General features: G+C 72.9%; 14 protein-coding genes and 1 riboswitch. Of the genes, 8 read left to right on the top strand and 6 right to left on the bottom strand.

Annotated elements, in window-relative coordinates; genetic code table 11:
• Positions 1 to 25 precede the first annotated feature (25 nt).
• The 3 genes from AB0B39_RS19855 to AB0B39_RS19845 all read right to left on the bottom strand — a co-directional run bounded on the left by AB0B39_RS19855 (position 26) and on the right by AB0B39_RS19845 (position 3,769).
• Positions 26 to 1,045, bottom strand: a complete 1,020-nt coding sequence (locus AB0B39_RS19855) for a GNAT family N-acetyltransferase (RefSeq protein ID WP_357575006.1) — start codon at positions 1,043 to 1,045, stop codon at positions 26 to 28.
• Between the two features lie 255 nt (positions 1,046 to 1,300).
• Positions 1,301 to 2,587, bottom strand: coding sequence for a threonine synthase (gene thrC, locus AB0B39_RS19850; protein WP_234583316.1), 1,287 nt, complete (start codon positions 2,585 to 2,587; stop codon positions 1,301 to 1,303).
• Between the two features lie 10 nt (positions 2,588 to 2,597).
• Positions 2,598 to 2,733: riboswitch (SAM riboswitch) on the bottom strand.
• 67 nt (positions 2,734 to 2,800) lie between these two features.
• The gene (locus AB0B39_RS19845; RefSeq protein ID WP_234583317.1) at positions 2,801 to 3,769 is read right to left on the bottom strand and encodes a DMT family transporter; all 969 of its coding nucleotides are present in this window, start codon (positions 3,767 to 3,769) and stop codon (positions 2,801 to 2,803) included.
• 91 nt (positions 3,770 to 3,860) lie between these two features.
• Here AB0B39_RS19845 and AB0B39_RS19840 point away from each other — a divergent pair, with 91 nt between their 5' ends.
• Complete coding sequence (locus AB0B39_RS19840; protein ID WP_234583318.1) at positions 3,861 to 4,166, top strand: metalloregulator ArsR/SmtB family transcription factor; 306 nt, start codon at positions 3,861 to 3,863, stop codon at positions 4,164 to 4,166.
• Positions 4,167 to 4,305: 139 nt separating this feature from the next.
• Here AB0B39_RS19840 and AB0B39_RS19835 read toward each other — a convergent pair whose 3' ends face one another.
• Positions 4,306 to 4,755: a DoxX family protein gene (locus AB0B39_RS19835; protein WP_234583319.1), complete on the bottom strand. Its 450-nt coding sequence runs from the start codon at positions 4,753 to 4,755 to the stop codon at positions 4,306 to 4,308.
• Positions 4,756 to 4,932: 177 nt separating this feature from the next.
• Between AB0B39_RS19835 and AB0B39_RS19830 the strand changes: the two genes are divergently transcribed.
• On the top strand, positions 4,933 to 5,649 hold the full coding sequence (locus AB0B39_RS19830; RefSeq protein ID WP_357575005.1) for a DUF4232 domain-containing protein: 717 nt from the start codon (positions 4,933 to 4,935) through the stop codon (positions 5,647 to 5,649).
• Here AB0B39_RS19830 and AB0B39_RS19825 read toward each other — a convergent pair.
• Both AB0B39_RS19825 and AB0B39_RS19820 read right to left on the bottom strand, forming a co-directional pair.
• Complete coding sequence (locus tag AB0B39_RS19825) at positions 5,639 to 6,535, bottom strand: ABC transporter permease subunit (protein ID WP_234583321.1); 897 nt, start codon at positions 6,533 to 6,535, stop codon at positions 5,639 to 5,641. The genes AB0B39_RS19830 and AB0B39_RS19825 overlap by 11 nt on opposite strands.
• Positions 6,535 to 9,399: an alpha/beta fold hydrolase gene (locus AB0B39_RS19820; protein ID WP_357494850.1), complete on the bottom strand. Its 2,865-nt coding sequence runs from the start codon at positions 9,397 to 9,399 to the stop codon at positions 6,535 to 6,537. The genes AB0B39_RS19825 and AB0B39_RS19820 overlap by 1 nt, the downstream gene beginning before the upstream one ends.
• A gap of 375 nt (positions 9,400 to 9,774) precedes the next feature.
• On the opposite strand from AB0B39_RS19820, the gene AB0B39_RS19815 reads away from it, so the two are divergent.
• The 6 genes from AB0B39_RS19815 to AB0B39_RS19790 are packed head-to-tail and all read left to right on the top strand — an operon-like array spanning position 9,775 to position 15,850.
• Positions 9,775 to 10,959 (top strand): hypothetical protein, encoded by a 1,185-nt coding sequence (locus AB0B39_RS19815; protein WP_357575004.1) that lies wholly within the window; start codon positions 9,775 to 9,777, stop codon positions 10,957 to 10,959.
• Entirely contained in the window at positions 10,946 to 13,612 is a 2,667-nt protein-coding gene (locus AB0B39_RS19810; protein ID WP_357494854.1) for a nitrate- and nitrite sensing domain-containing protein, read from the top strand. Before AB0B39_RS19815 ends, AB0B39_RS19810 begins: the two co-directional genes overlap by 14 nt.
• Entirely contained in the window at positions 13,609 to 14,085 is a 477-nt protein-coding gene (locus AB0B39_RS19805) for a roadblock/LC7 domain-containing protein (RefSeq protein WP_234583325.1), read from the top strand. Before AB0B39_RS19810 ends, AB0B39_RS19805 begins: the two co-directional genes overlap by 4 nt.
• A complete protein-coding gene (locus tag AB0B39_RS19800) occupies positions 14,082 to 14,561 on the top strand; it encodes a DUF742 domain-containing protein (RefSeq protein WP_357494857.1) in 480 nt (159 codons plus the stop codon). The genes AB0B39_RS19805 and AB0B39_RS19800 overlap by 4 nt, the downstream gene beginning before the upstream one ends.
• Positions 14,539 to 15,291 carry an ATP/GTP-binding protein gene (locus tag AB0B39_RS19795; protein ID WP_234583327.1) on the top strand — a complete coding sequence of 251 codons (753 nt, stop codon included), beginning with the start codon at positions 14,539 to 14,541 and terminating at the stop codon, positions 15,289 to 15,291. The genes AB0B39_RS19800 and AB0B39_RS19795 overlap by 23 nt, the downstream gene beginning before the upstream one ends.
• Positions 15,292 to 15,328: 37 nt before the next feature.
• Positions 15,329 to 15,850 carry a hypothetical protein gene (locus AB0B39_RS19790; protein WP_234583328.1) on the top strand — a complete coding sequence of 174 codons (522 nt, stop codon included), beginning with the start codon at positions 15,329 to 15,331 and terminating at the stop codon, positions 15,848 to 15,850.
• Positions 15,851 to 15,874: the final 24 nt, after the last annotated feature.

Genomic DNA, 15,874 nt, shown 5'->3' with positions numbered 1-15,874 from the left:
CGGCGAGCAGTAGCGCCGATACCCGTCAGACGGTGAGCTGCCAGTTGTTCCAGGCGTCCACCGGGCGGAAGCCGAGCTGCTCGTTGATCGCCACCATGTAGCTGTTGCTGGCCGCGTTCCAGGTGTCGATGACGCGTACCGCCGGCTCGTGGGTGAGCAGGTGGTGCAGGTTCTCCGCCTTGGCGATCAGGCCCAGGCGGTGCCCACGGTGGGCCGGGTCGACGATGGTGATCTGCTGGAAGGCGTGCCAGTCGGCGGAGGCGCCCACGTCGAGCAGTGTCCAGGCGACCAGCCGACCGGACGCTTCGTGCCGCATCCCGAGGTGGTAGCGCCGCCGGCCCCGGGCGTCCAACGCGCGCTCGTTGCCCCGGATGCGCTCGGCGTCCACCTGCTCCGGCTCCCACTGCACGTCACCCATTGGCGCGTCCATCAACAGTCGGCTGTCCAGGTAGGCGATGTCCGCCACGTACTCCGGCGGGGTGGCTCCCTGCCAGGAGACGGACCGGTAGCCCTCGGCGCGGGGCTGGGCCTCGGCCAGGGCCGCCCGCAGGGCAGGTCGGTCGATGTCGGCGATCTCCAGCCGGCGACGCACCTCGGCCAGGGCGGACTGCGCGCCGGTCGAGGCGGCGAACGCGTCGCCCGCCCCGGAACGGGCCGCACCGCCGGGCAGCGCGCGGACGGTCATCGCGACCACCCGCTTGCGGCCGTGCTCCCGCAGCAGGCGCACCCCGTACTCGTGCAGCGCCCGGCCGACGCCGCGCCGCCGCAGGTCGGGACGCACCGTCAGCTCGGCGGTGGCGTTGTCGGTGTTGTCGAGCTGCGGCAGGTCGAGTTGGAGGTATCCGGCCGGCACCCCGTCCAGCCGGGCCAATGCCCAGAGCGATCGGGTGCCGGGTGCCGGGGTGTGGAACAGCGCGTCGAAGCGACGCCGGCAGAAGGGCGGGAAGTCCGGGAGGTCGACCTCGTTGGCCGCCGCCCCGACCCGGTACGCCTCGTCGACCGCGGCCTGGTCGGCGCCGTCGAAGGACGTGATCGTGATGCTCATGCCCGGGAGCCTGACAGCCGCAAAAGCGATGAGGCCAGCGAATATTCGCTGGCCTCATCGGACGTGGTCGGGAGGGACACTCGCACAACGCCTCCGGCGTTGGGTCGCAAGAACTTCAAAAGTCTCCGGCGAAATGCCCTCCCGCACGGAGCATCTTGCGCCGTCCGGTTCCTGCCGTCAAGTCCAGACCGGCGGGTTTTCCATACTCACAGCGAAAACCCAGTTACGGGCAGGTCGCCCGACGGGGCACGAGGGTCAGCCGAGGAGGCCGGCGTCGCGGGCGGCGCGAAGGCTGGGCTTGATGTGGTGGGTCGGGCCGACCTGACTGGCCACCGCGTCGATGGTCTTCAGGCCCTCGCCGGTGTTGAACACGACAGTCTCCGCCGTGGGGTCGAGTCGCCCGGACTCGACCAGCTTGCGCAGCACCGCCGCGGTCACCCCGCCCGCCGTCTCGGCGAAGACGCCCGTGGTGCGGGCCAGGTCGCGGATGCCGGCGCGGATCTCGTCGTCGTCGGCGTACTCCATCCAACCGCCGGTGCGCCGGACCGCCTCCAGGGCGTAGAGGCCGGCTGCCGGGTCGCCGATGTTGAGCGACTTGGCGATGCCGGTGGGCTTGACCGGGGTGATCGTGTCCGTGTCGGCGTGCAGCGCGGCGGCGATCGGGTTGCAGCCGGCCGACTGTGCGCCGAAGACCTTCCAGCCGCCGGCCGGCGCCTCGACCAGGCCGATCTCGACCAGCTCGGAGAACGCCTTGTCAATCTTGGTGAGCAGCTCACCGCTGGCCATCGGGATGACCACCTGGGCCGGGATGCGCCAGCCGAGCTGCTCGGCCACCTCGTAACCGAGGGTCTTGGAGCCTTCCGCGTAGTACGGCCGGACGTTCACGTTGACGAACGCCGTGTCCTCGAATTCGTCGGTCTCCACCAGCTCACCGCAGAGCCGGTTGACGTCGTCGTACGAGCCGTCGATGGCGACCAGCTCGCCGCCGTAGACGGCGGTGGTGATGACCTTGCCCTGCTCCAGGTCACTGGGAATGAAGACCACCGAGGGCACACCGGCTCGGGCGGCGTGCGCGGCCACCGAGTTGGCCAGGTTGCCGGTGGACGCGCAGGCGAACCGGGTGAAGCCGAGTGCCTTCGCGGCGGTCAGCGCCACCGAGACGACCCGGTCCTTGAACGAGTGGGTCGGGTTGGCGCTGTCGTCCTTGACCCACAGCGGTGCGGTGATGCCCAGCTCGGCGGCGAGGTGCGGGGCCGCCACCAGCGGGGTCAGCCCCGGGTCGAGGGTGACCCGGGTGGCCGGGTCCTGGCCGGCGGGCAGCAGCGCGGCGTACCGCCAGATGTTGTTCGGGCCCGCCTCGATCTGCTCGCGGGTGACAGTGGCCAGGGCCGCGGTGTCGTAGTCCACTTCGAGGGGGCCGAAACACTCGTAGCAGGCGTGCTGGGCGGCGAGCGGGTAGCGGGCCGAACAGGCGCGACAGACCAGGGCGCGGGCGGGGCTTGCGGAGGTGTCGATGCCGGAGGCGGCGAGCGTCGACGTCATGTCGAGAGTCCTCTCATCTTTCCCCGCATCGCACGGTGCGGCGGGGACGGAATTGGCACCTGCCCCGCCTGTCGCTCAGCGGTGAGCGCGCGGGGTGGTTGCCGGGGCGTCGTCGGGCCGTATCCCTCAGCCCCTCTGGATGAGGTATGCAGTTGTGCCGTCGAGTCTAGGCAACGTTGCCTGTCGCCTCCACCGGGTATCCCAGTGAGTGGGTCAGCGGGCGGCCACCGCCACCGGGTCGACCACCGCGGCCGGGTCGGTGACCGCCGTGGGTTGCGGCAGGGACGACGACCGGGTCCGTGCCCTGGTGGCGAGGTTCGCGGCGACCAGGGCGGCGATGGTGATCGCGGCGCCGACCAGCTCGATGGCCTCGGGCCGGTAGCCGCGGGCGATCTGCACGACGAAGGTGGTCACCGGGACCAGGTTCATGAACAGGGCCGCGTTGGCGGAGCCCAGCCGCTGCACACCTGTGTTCCAGGCCAGCACCGCGACGACGGCGGCGACGATCACGGCGTACGCCAGTTGTGGGGCGACCGCCACGAGGTCGGCGGCGGCCGGCGCGTGCTGCCACCCGACAGCGTCGGCGCCGATGCTCGCGGCCAGCATGGCGGCCGTGCCGGCGAGCGCGGTAAGCGTGGTGAAGCGCAGCGGCGACCAGGCGCCGAACCGGCTGGCGCCGTGGGTGTAGATGCCCCAGCCGAGCACCGCGCCGATCATCATCAGGCCGCCGAGACCGAACTGGCCGAGACCGGCCAGGCTGCCGCGGGTGATCACCAGGCCGACTCCGAGGAGCGCCACCAGGGAGAGAGCCAGCAGAAGAGGCTTCGGTCGTACGCCGTCCCGCGCCCACCGGACCAGTTGGGTGATGACCGGTGTGGTGGCCACGAAGAGGGAGATCTGTTGCGGGGCGGCGTGTTCGAGCGCCAGGTTGGTGAGCAGGTTGAAGCCGGCGAAGCCGACGACGCCGAGCACCACCACCTCGACTCCCCGACCGCCGAGCCGCAGCGCGGTGGCGCCCTCGCGAACCAGCAGGATGGCGACCAGGATGACGGCGGCGAACAGGTAGCGGGCGGTGGTCAGGTTGAGTGGATCGACCCGGCTCAGCGCGCTGGCCAGGATCGGAAACATCGCGCCCCAGGCGAGCACGGCGAGCAGCGGATAGGCGGCGGCGCGGGATCGCATCGTCAGCTCCAATGTTCGAGTATCTTCGAACCAACGACACCGACCATAGGGTGTTGTTCGAAAGTTGTCGAACAAGGGTTACACTGGTCACATGGAGCCGCACGAACCCGACCTGGCCGCCGTACCGGTCACCGCTGTGCTGGCCGCACTCGCCGACGACGTGCGGCTACAGATCGTGCGGGCGCTCGCCGAGGGCGGCGAGGCCGCCTGCGGCAGCTTCGACTTCGGCGTCTCCAAGGCGACCCGCAGCCACCACCTGAAGGTGCTGCGCGAGGCGGGCCTGACCCGCACCCGGGCCGCCGGCACCAGCCGACTGGTCCGGCTGCGCCGCGACGAGGTGGACCAGCGGTACCCGGGCCTCCTGGACGCGGTCCTCGCCCCGCGCCCTCCGGCCTGACGCCCGCGCCCGCCTGCTCCGGCCTGCTTCCACTTCCGATCGACCCGGCCCGGCCAGGCCCGAGCCGGCCCGACCCTGACCGGGCGCGTCGCCGGAGCCGCCTCGTTGAGGCTCCGGCGACGCGCGGTTTCGGGTGCGGTCAGGCGGAAACCGGGGCGGGGTCGCTCACCGAGGCCGGTGGGGCGTCGGCGCGACGCCGGGCGAGCAGCGCGTCGAGCGCCCAGGGGCCCGAGCCGAGTGCCGCGACCAGCAGGAACGACCAGCAGAAGAGCGCCGACAGCTCACCGCCGTTGCGCAGCGGGAGCAGGCCTTCGGGCTGATGGACCACGAAATAGGCGTACGCCATCGAGCCGGAGGCGAGAAGCGCGGCGGGCCGGGTGAAGAGCCCGGCCAGCACCAGCGCGCCGCAGATCAGTTGGATCAGCGCGGCCCACCAGCCCGGCCAGGAGCCGAGCGGGATGGCCGCACCGGTCATGGGGTTGCCGCCGAACAACCCGAAGACCGAGGACAGTCCGTGCAGCATGAACAGCAGGCCGGTCACGATGCGGAACAGGGACAGGGTCGGCCCGCCGAGCCGAGAGACGTTCATGGAGACCTCCATCGAAGGGGACAGATCTCTTCAATGGTGGGCTACGAATGTATCGAAGTTAATAAATTCCTTGCTGGTGGGAAAATCCCCGATCGGAATATATCGCAGTATGGGAGCGCTCCCGCAAGAACGTATCGCCTGCCGGGGTGGCGTACAGCCTGTCGAGCTGCCCCATGTGTGGGGCAGAGGACCACCGGCGAGGCCGAGCGCATCGCCGGTGGCACGGCACCTGACCGTGGCGAGCGCGGGGCCGGCCTGCGGCGGAACGCCCGGGTGGGCGAGGATCGGCGGATGATCTCCCTCGGTACGGCAGCACGGCGACGGGTCGTCGCGGCGGTCGCGGCAGCCTTTCTGCTCACCGCCTGCACGACCGGCGACCATCGGGGCCAGGGCGGTGACCCTACGGGCCCGCCACCGCCCAGGCCCGCCACTACCCCGTCGGCGAGCGCCGACCCGGTCGCCGAGTGCCCGGCCTCCGGCGTCCGGATCCGGTCCACCGGCGGGGACGCGGCGATGGGCCTGCGCGCCCTCGGCCTGGAACTGGTCAACTGCGCCGACCGCCCCTACCAGCTCAACGGCTACCCCGTGCTGTGGGTCCTGAACGAGCAGCGCAAGCCGATCATCCTGCGGGTGGTGAACGGCGCGAAGGAGATCACCTCGGGCTTCGATCAGCCGCCGCAGCCGATCACGCTGCACAAGGGCGAGCGGGCGGTCGCCACCGTCCTCTGGCGCAACCTGGTCACCGATCCGACGGTGGTGGCCACCGCCGGGGCGTACCTGACGATCGCGCCCGCCGCCGGTCAGCCGGCCGAGGAGGTCGACCCGCACGGCCCGGTCGACGTGGGCAACACCGGCCGGATCGGCGTGAGCGCCTGGAAGGCGGCTACGACGTGATGTCCTTGCGGGTGAACCGCCAGAACGCCAACCCCCAGAACAGCGTCGCGTAGCTGATCGCCGAGATGCAGCCGCGTACCACGTCGTCCGTCTGCACCGGCGTGGAGAGCAGTCCCAGCCAGGCGGTGCTGAAGTGGGTGGGCAGGAAGTCACGCAGACCGCCCAGCGCGGTGATCTGGTCCAGGATGCTGGACAGGATCCAGAGCAGGACCGCTCCGCCGACCGCGCCGAGCGCGGCGTCCGTCGTCACCGACAGCAGGAACGCCAGGCCGGCCACCACCAGGAGTACGACCGCGAGGTAGCCGAGCACTGCCAGCAACCGGAGCAGCCCCTCGGTCGGCTCCAGCTCGGCGGCGACAGTGCTGCGCAGCGGCGACCAGCCGTAGCGCAGCGTGCCGGCGACCAGGGCGGTGCCGGCCAGCAGCAGCAGGGCCAGCCCCGAGTACGCGAGCGCGACCACCAGCTTCACCGTCAACAGCCGGGCCCGGGGCACCGGGATGGCCAGCAGGTAGCGCAGGCTGCCCCAGCTCGCCTCGCTGGCCACCGTGTCGCCGCAGAACAGCGCGACGACCACGACCAGCAGGAACGACGCCGACACGAAGATCGAGAAGAGGGTGAAGTTGAGCCCGCCGGAGGTGGCCAGGTCGACCAGGCTGGCGAACTCGTTGTTGCCGTTGTCGTCGTCGCCGCCGGAGTTGAACTGGAAGGCGACCAGGATGATCAGCGGCAGCAGCACCATGAACCCCAGCGCCAGCTGGGTCCGCCGCCGGGACGCCTGCCGGCGGAACTCCGCCGCGAAGGGCATCGTGGCCGAGGGGCGGTAGCCCCGGGCCGCACCGGCCGGGTCGGTGACGCCCACCGGCGCCTCGACGGAAGATCCAGCCATCACCGGTCACCACTTCCCCGAGAGTTCTCGCCCACCAGGGCGAGGAACGCGTCCTCCAGGCGTCGCCGGGGCACCACCCGGTCCACCCCGATGCCGGCGCGCACCAGCTCCGCCACCACCTCGCTGCGGGCCGTGCCGTTGGTGTCGACCACCAGCTGCCCGTCGCTCTCCGGCAGCACCCGTACGCCGTGCAGCCGGTCCAGCACCGCCCGCGCCGCCACCGGATCGGTCACGTCGAACAGCACGCTCGGCGACTCGCCGACGATCTCCTGCACCGGCCCGGACGCCACGATCCGGCCCTTGTTCACCACCACGGCGTGCGTGCACGTCTGCTCCACCTCGGCCAGCAGGTGGCTGGAGACCAGCACCGCGCGACCGTCGGTGGCGTAGCGCTGGAGCACCCGGCGCATCTCGGCGATCTGCGGCGGGTCGAGCCCGTCGGTCGGCTCGTCCAGCACCAGCAGCTCGGGAAGGCCGAGCATCGCCTGGGCGATGGCGAGCCGCTGGCGCATGCCGTGGCTGTAATTCTTGATCTTCCGGTGCACCGAGTCGCCCAGCCCGGCGATCTCCAGGGCCGTGTCGAAGTGCGCGTCCTCGGCCGGCCGGCCGGTGGCCTTCCAGTACGCCTTCAGGTTGTCCAGACCGGACAGGTGCGGCAGGAAACCGGGCCCCTCCACCAGCGCGCCGATCCGGGACAGCACCGGCGAGCCGGGCACCAGCCGACGACCGAAGACGTAGATCTCGCCGGCGGTCGGCTGGGTCAGCCCCATCAGCACCCGCAGGGTGGTGGTCTTACCGGCGCCGTTCGGCCCGAGCAGACCCACTACCTGACCGGGGTGCACCTCGAAGTCGACGTTCGACACCGCGACGAAGCCGTCCGCGTACTCCTTGCGCAGCGCGCGTACGGCCAGCGGGGTGTCCGCGTACTCCGGATGCACCGAGCGGTCCTGGCGGCGGTGCCGGCGGCGGACCAGGGCGACGACCACGACGAGCCCGATCACGATGGCGGCGAGCAGGCCGGCGAGCACCCAGCGCCAGATCGTGGCGGCGGTGGGGATCGGCTCGCCGCTGACGGTGGGCAGGCTGACCGCGCCGTCCGCGGCCACCGTGTAGACGGTCGGCGCGGCCGGCGTGGTGTACGCCTGGTCGGAGGTGGCCACCACCAGCCGCAGCCGGTGGCCGGCCTCGACGCGGCGGACGATCCCGGGCAGCGTCACGGTGACCGGGCGGGCGTCCTGCACCCGCTGCGGCAGGCCGGTGAGCCGGATCGGGGCGACCAGGCCGTTCGGCAGGGTGGCCGCGCCGTCGGGGTCGACGTCGTAGAGCTTGACGAAGAGCACCGCCTCCCCGGTCGGCGAGGCGGCCCGCACCGTGACGGTGGGTGCGCCCGCCACGTCCACCGCCTCGGTGAGCGGTGCCGACTCGAACCGGGCGTGCTGGCCGGGCACGTCACCGGCCACCCCGTCCAGCAGCGAGGCGAGCCCGCCCGCGAACGGGATCGAGGAGATGGCGGCCGGGTTGCCGTTCGGCGGGTTCGCGATCGGCTGCGCCGGACCGGTGACCGTCACCTCCCGGCGGGCGTTGCCGCCCAGGCCCGGATAGTCGGCGCGGCGGAAGCCGGTGGCGACCAGGCCCCGGTCGAGCGCGTCGAAGCCGGCGATCCGCGACCAGGTGAAGTCGTCGCCGGGCGCGTCGCCCTCGCCCTTGACGTAGTGGTCGAGCCACTGGACGGTCAGGAACTTCACCCGGTCCGAGTCCGAGCGGGGTCCACTGCCACCGTCGTGGCCGCCGGTGAACCAGGCGACCCGGACCGGGGTGCCGGCGGCGGCGATGCCCTTGGCGTTCGCGTCCGCCTCACCGAGCGGGAAGAGCGTGTCCGCCTCACCCTGCACCAGCAGGGTGGGGGCCTTGATCCGGTCCAGCACGCCCGCCGGGCTGGAGCGGCGCAGCAGGTCCACGGCGGCCTGATCGGCCTGGCCGGTGGTGGCGATCCGCAGGTACGCGGCGCACACGTCGGCGGCGAACCGCCCGCAGGACGGGTCGGCGGCGCCGGCCGGGGCGCCACCGGGAGCGGTGCCCGGGCCCGCACCCGGGCCCGGGCTGGGCGGGCCGGCCGACGCCGGCGCCTGCTCGGGCTGGGCGGCGGTCGTACCGGAGAGCCCGGCCGGGCCACTGCCCACGTTGCCGCCCCCACCGAAGAAGAGACCCGCCCAGCCCTTCTTGAACACGCCCTCGGTCGGTGCCGCGCCGGTGCTCTCCGGCAGGAACGCCCGGGACAGATCGTTCCAGGTGATCATGGGGACGATCGCGTCCACCCGCCGGTCCTGGGCGGCCAGCAGCAGCGCCAACCCGCCGCCGTACGAGCCGCCGACCACGCCGACCTTCGGATCACCCGGGGCGTCGGTGCGCACCTCGGGCCGGGCGGCCAGCCAGTCCAGCAGCCGCTCGGCGTCGCGCACCTCGTAGTCCGGGTTGTCCAGGTGGATCTCGCCGCCGCTGCGGCCGAAGCCCCGCGCGGTCCAGGTCAGCACCGCGTAGCCGCGCCCGGCGAACTCCTCCGCGTCCGAGCGCACCGACTCCTTCGTACCGCCGAACCCGTGCGCCAGCAGCACCGCCGGCACCTTCCGGCCGGACGAGGCGTCGTCCGGCAGGTAGAGGGTCGTGTCCAGATTCACCGGCTGGTCGCCGGCTGGTCCGGAGCGGACGGTGAGCATCGCGCTCTCGGTGCGTACGCCCGATCCCTGTGGCCACACCGCCCAGGTCACGGCGGCTGCCAGCAGCACGACGACAGCCACTGCGGCGATCGCGCGGCGGCGGGTGGGCAGGGCACGCCGGAACCACGCGGCCGGCGAGGGCGGTCTCATGCGGCACACGGTACGGGCCGCAGGCTGAGCGTTGGCTGAGATCCGCCGTACGTCCGTCCGGTTGCTCCGATCGGTGATCCACTCCGGTGCGACCGCCCATCCTCCGCCGCGGCCGGGTGAGTTGAGTTCGGATCCCGTGAATTCCGATCTTCCGCGGATATCCCCCTCGATCCCTTCATGTCACACACATCGACGGAACACAGCGTGCTCGGAACCCTGACGAACGGTGACATCGCTCGAACTGACGCAAACCTGACTCACCGGCAACCGGTCGACCCCCACAGGGTTCGGTTAGTTTTCCGGTCCGGTGGACGGGACCTGTCGGCGAGCCCGACGCCGCGCAGTTCCCCCGCCCGACGCCGGAGGAGACACACCATGACAGTCCCCGCGCCGCGGGCCCGTCGACGGACGTCCATGCTGGGCCGGTCGATGCCGCTGCTGCTCATCGTCGCGCTGCTGGCACCGGTGGGGCTGCTCTTCGCATCCACCTGGCGGCACACCGGTGACGACCGGAGCCTTGCCGACTCCGAGCGACTCGGCGTGCAGTACCTGCGCGCCCTGGCCCCGGTCACCGAGGCACTTGTGGAAGCCCAGTCCGCGGCCGTGGCCGGACGCCCCGTTCCCGGCGAGCCGCTGAGCCGCGCGGTCGAGCAGGCCGCCACGGTGGACGCCCGCATCGGCGGGAAACTGCGCAGCCAGGAACGGTGGGCCGGGCTACGGGCCAAGGTGGAGGCGCTGCGCGACCGCAGCCCCGCCGACCCGGAGGCCGCCTACACCGCGTACGGCGAGGTCACCGACCTGCTGCTCGCCCTGCACCGCAAGGTCCGGGAGAGCTCGGGACTGGGCCGTGACCCGGGCGCCGACTCGTTCTTCCTGCAGGACAGCGCCGGTCAGAAGCTGCCCGAGGCGGTGGTGGCCGCCGGCCGGCTCGCCGACCTGGGTGCGCTCGCCACCCGACGGCCGGCCGCCGAACGGCCCCGCAGCCTGATGGAGCTGACCGGCCTGCGGGTGTCCGCCCTGTTGCCCGCGAACGAGGTGGTCGACAACCTGCGCTCCGCCGTGGACAGCTCGGAGAGCACCGACCTGGGCGCCAACGTGCTGACCCCGCTGGACGCCTATCAGCGGTCGGTGGAGGCGCTGGCCCTGTACTCGACCCCGAGCGGCGGGGGCACCGTCGACCAGGGTCAACTGACCGCGGCGGCGCTCAACTCCCGCAACGCCGCGCGCCAGCTCCAACCGGTCATCCTCGGCGAACTGGACGCCCTGCTCACCGAGCGGAGCGACGGGCTGGCCCGGGACCGCTGGCTGGCCGCCGGAGCGGGTGTGGCAGCCTTCCTGCTGCTGGCCTGGCTCGCCTGGATACTGATCGCCGCCGGTCGACGCGCACGTCGACGGGCCGCCACGCCGGACGCCGGAAACCCCGCCACCCCGCCGCCCGGCGACCCCTGGCAACCGTCGGCCCCGACCGGCCAACCGGCCGAGCTTCGACCGCTGCAACCGGTCGGCGCGGCCCACGAGCCGATCCTCGCGCAGTGGGGGCCGTTCGATGCTTCTCGGTAGGCTTCGAATCCGCGGAAAGCTCGCGCTGCTCGTGGTGATCCCCCTGCTCAGCATGGTCGGCCTCGCGGTGCCCGTGGTGCTGGACCGGGTGGCCGCCGCGCAACGCGCCGCCGACATCACCGAGCAGGTGCGGCTCGCCAGCCGGGTCGGCAGCCTCGTCCAGGACCTGCAACAGGAACGCATCCTGTCGGTCGGCTTCCTCCTGCGCCGGGTCGACCGCTCCGAGGTGATCCGCAAGGCCGCCGACGTGGACGATCGGGTGGCCGACCTGCGTGCCGACGGCGGCGACGCGCTGACCGAGCAGGTCGACCACGCGCTCGACGGGGTGTCCAGGCTCGGCGACCTCCGCAGGGCGGTGCTGGGTCGGTCCGCGAACCCCGGCCAGGTCATGGACGCGTTCGGCCCCGTCAACAAAGAGTTGATCGGATCGCTACGGCTGGTCTTCAACGTGGACACCGAGACGTTGCCCGGCCGCCAGGTGCTCGCCCTCGACGGGCTGCTGCGTGCCGACGAGGGCATCGGCACCTGCGCCACCCTGAGCATCCTGGTCAAGGCGATCGGCACTCCGGACACCACCGCCGGCTACGTGGCGTGCATCGCCGCACTTCAGGTCGACAACGCGCGCTTCCGCAGCCTGATCACTCCGGAGCAGCTCAAGGTGGCCCAGCTCAACGACGCCGCGGTGGCCGCGCGTACCAGCCCCGACTTCCTGATCACCAGCGCACGGGACCCGGCCGGCGCGGTCCGCGACGTGCCGTTGGAGGCGCTCTTCCCGGCCGTCCGCACGATGATCCGGCTCGGCCAGTTCGTCGAGAAGAAGATCGTCGCCGACGTTCTCGCCGAGGTGAAGGCCGACCAGCGGCGGGCGCTTACCGCCGCGTACCTGGTGGGTGCCGCGGCGGCGCTGATCCTGGCGCTTGTGGTGCTGCTCAGCGCGGCGGTCGCGCGCACGGTGGCCCGACCGCTGAGTCAGCTCACCCGCTCCGCCGACCGGGTCGCCCGGGTCGCCGAGGCGGAGTTGGTCCGGGTCACCGACGACGAGACGGAGCACGTCCAGTCCGTCCGGTTGGAACCGGTGGTCGTCCGGTCCAACGACGAGATCGGTGACCTGGCCAAGGCCTTCGACCGGGTGCAGAACACCGCGGCCCAGCTGGTCGAGCGGCAGGTCGCCGGCCGGCGCAACGTGGCGCAGATGTTCGGCCACGTCGGTAGGCGTACGCAGAATCTGGTGAGTCGCCAGCTCGCGCTCATCGACCGGTTGGAGCAACAGGAGGCCGACGCGGGCCGCCTGGAACACCTGTACCGGCTCGACCACATCTCCAGCCGGCTGCGACGCAACGCCGGCAGCCTGGTGGTGCTCTCCGGCTCGGCCGGCGCCGACGCGCACACCGCGCCGGTGCCGCTGGCCGACGTGGTCCGGCTGGCGCTCGGCGAGATCGAGGACTACACCCGCGTCGAGGTGCAGGTGCCGGCCGGCATCGCCGCCGCTCCGGCGGTCGTCGGTGACCTCGTCCTGGCGCTGGCCGAGCTGATGGAGAACGCGACAGTCTTCTCCCCGCCGCACACCCGGGTGCTGGTGGCCGGCGAGACGTCCGGGCGGGGCGCCCGGATCACGGTGGTGGACAACGGCATCGGCATGAGCGAGCAGCGACTGGCCGAGGAGAACGCCCGGCTCACCCGGCGCGAACGTCTCGACCTGGCGCCGACCGAGGTGCTCGGCCTCTTCGTGGTGGGCCGGCTGGCCCGCCGCCACGGCTGGGAGGTGAGCCTCGCCGCCACCGCGGGCGGCGGGGTGACCGCGCAGGTGGAGATCCCGCAGACGTCGCTGGTGCTGCGCCGCGCCGACCGGGCCGGGGCGACTGTCGCCCGGGCGGCCGTGCCGGACCGGGGCCGACGGCCCGCTCTCGACTCCGCCCGCGAAACCCGCACCCGCGCCGCCGTCGCGGCACCTGCCGGATTCGACACGGACCTGCTCAGCCGGGCCACCCGCAGCCTGGAGTCGGGCCAGTCCTGGGACGCGTTCGGCGCTAGGGAAATCGTCGACACCGGCGTTCCCACCGCTACGGCAGCGGGTCCGGCCGCCACGGCACCCGGTCCGGCCGCCGCCCCGGACAGCCCGGCGACGGCGGCGGGTGCGACCGCCAGCCCCCGCATCCGGCAGCGGGTGCCCGGTGCCAGCCTCCCGGCCACCGCCACGCCGGCCCGGCCCGCAGACGCCAGCAGCGCCGACCCGGACGCGGCTCGCGCACTCGTCGAGGCGTTCCAGTCCGGCGTACGCCGGGCCGAGCTGAGCGTCCCGCCGGCCGCCGGCCGCGCCGTCGGGCAGTGGTCGATGCGGACGGCCACCGAGCCGACCACCAGCGCCGGCCCCACGCCGGAGGATCCGGGCGAGACGGTCGACCTGCCGGCCACCCCGGGCGGCCTCGGCCCCACGGTGGCGGACACCGCCGGCCCCGCCCGGATCCGTCCCCGACTGAGCCGTCGGGTGCCCGGCGCCAACCTCACGGTCTCCCCACCCTGCCAGCCGCCCAGCCAGCACCTCGGGGATCCGGCCGAGGTGCGCGACCTCATCACCGAGTTCGAGGCGGGCGTCGCCCGTGCTCTCCGCGAAGTCAGCCCAGACCGTCGGAACGAAGAAGGATCATCACGGTGACCAGCCCCTTCCTGCACGACAACGTCGAACACCAGAGCCAGCCCGGCGCCGTCGGGGACCTCAGTCCCGAGGCGCGCACGTTCAACTGGCTGCTGGACTCCTTCACCTCCAGCACAGCCGGGGTGCTGGAGGCGATCGCGGTCTCCTCGGACGGGCTGCTGATGGCCATGTCGGCGATCAAGGACCGCTCCAACGCGGAGCGGCTGGCCGCAGTGGTCTCCGGCATGACCAGCCTCGCCGGCGGCGCGGCCAGCTGGTACGCGCTCGGCGGCCTGAACCGGGTGATCGTCGACATGGCCGACGGCTACCTGCTGATCAGCGCGATCAGCAGTGGTTCCGTACTCGGCGTCGTCGCCGACCGGTCGGCGAACCTGGGCACCGTCGCGTACGAGATGACGCTCTTCGCCGGTCGGGCCGGTGGTGCGCTGACCCCGCGACTGATCGCCGAGCTGAAGAACGCCGTCCAGCAGTGACCCCCGACGTCGCCGGCGAGGACCCGGACCCGGAGCCCGGGACCCGGATCCGCCCCTACCTGCGCACGCCGCACCCGGGTGGGGGCGGCGTGCCGGCGGCGCCGGAGCCGCAGCAGAGCGGCGGCGGCCCGACAGGTCCGCGCCCGTTCGTGCTCACCTCCGGGCGGGTGGCCGGCGCGGATCCGGCGATCGGGCTGGAGACGCAGGTGACCCTGCGCCCGGACGGCGGCCGGTGGACCGAACCGCCGGTCGGCCTGCTGGCGCCGGAGCTCCAGGCGATCATCGCGCTCTGCGCCGAGCCGATCTCGGTGGCCGAACTCTCCGCCCGGACCCGGCTGCAGTTCGGCGTGACCCGGGTCCTGGTCGGCGACCTGCGGGCCGCCGGGCACCTGGACGTGCACGTCACCGACGCCGACGACGCCCTCGACCCCGACCTCATCCTGCGAGTGATTGATGGACTTCGTGCGATCTCCTGAATGGCCGGGCGTCCCGATCGGAGGGCTCGCCGGCAACAGCGCCACCGCCCGCTACAGCACGGCCCCGGGAACTCCTCCGGCGCTCGGGCGTGCCACGCCCCCGCCGCCGGGCCCACCACCGCCGTACCGGCCGCCGGCGGGCGACGGGCCGCCCAACCGGCCACCCGCGGCGCCCCCCGTGCCGGTCAAGATTCTCGTCGCCGGCGGGTTCGGCGTGGGCAAGACCACCACTGTCGGGGCGATCTCCGAGATCGCGCCGCTGACCACCGAGGCCGAGATGACCAGCGCCGGGATCGGCGTGGACGACCCGGGCATACGGTCGACCAAGACCACCACGACCGTGGCGATGGATTTTGGTTGCGTGACCATCGACCGCAGCCTGAAGCTCTACCTGTTCGGCACTCCCGGGCAGGCGCGGTTCGGTTTCATGTGGGACGACCTGGCCCGGGGTGCGCTCGGCGCGCTGGTGGTGGTCGACAGCTCCCGACTGGACGACTGTTTCCCGGCGATCGACTTCTTCGAGCGGGCAGGGTTGCCGTTCGTGGTCGGGGTCAACGCGTTCGACGGACGACTGGCCCTGGAACTCGGCGAGATCCGGTGGGCGCTCGCCATCGGCGATCATGTTCCCCTGGTGCAGTTCGACGCCCGGGACCGGCTCTCGGTACGGGACGCTCTACTGGTCGTCCTGGACCGGGCGTTGGACCGGGCCACCCGGGACAGGAAGGCCTGAGCCGACCGGCTCCGGCCGTGGCGGGAAGGGGTGAGCTGTGAGGGGCGACCTGGACGAGACGCTGGCCCGGTTGGCCCGGCGCGAGGAGGCGCTGCGCCGGCGGGTCACCGATCGGGACGACACCGCGCCACCGCCGGGCCCGACCGCCGGGCAGGGCGCCGCCACGGGTGGGCGCAACGCCGGGCCCGCCCGGCACGATGGTCGCCACGCGGAACCGGAGAGCCCCGGCGACGTCGTCGGGTGGGGTCCGGTCGAGGAGGTGGCCGAGGCCGTCCGCCAGGTCGTCGGCGCCCACCCGGGCCTGGCGGTGACCGTCCGCGTCGAGCACGACGGTCGGACGTACCCGCTGCGGGTCTCCTGGAACGGCCCGGACGTCACGGTCGGCCCGGAACCGCCCGCGGCCCCGGTGCAACCCCCGCCGTCCTGGCCGCTGTCCGGTCGGACGGTTCCGGCGTGGGCACCCGGCCCGGACGGGTTGACCCCGGACCCGGCGGCCCGGCTGGCAGAGCTGATCCGGCGGGATCCGTCGCTGCTGGATGAGCTGGATCCGCGGCGCTGACCGCGCCGACGTGCTGACGGCGGC

Source organism: Micromonospora sp. NPDC049114, from assembly GCF_040648635.1.
In the GTDB taxonomy this organism is placed as follows: Bacteria; Actinomycetota; Actinomycetes; order Mycobacteriales; family Micromonosporaceae; genus Micromonospora.
The sequence above is the reverse complement of the archived record's forward strand: the minus strand, read 5'-3'. Positions and strand labels throughout refer to the sequence as shown.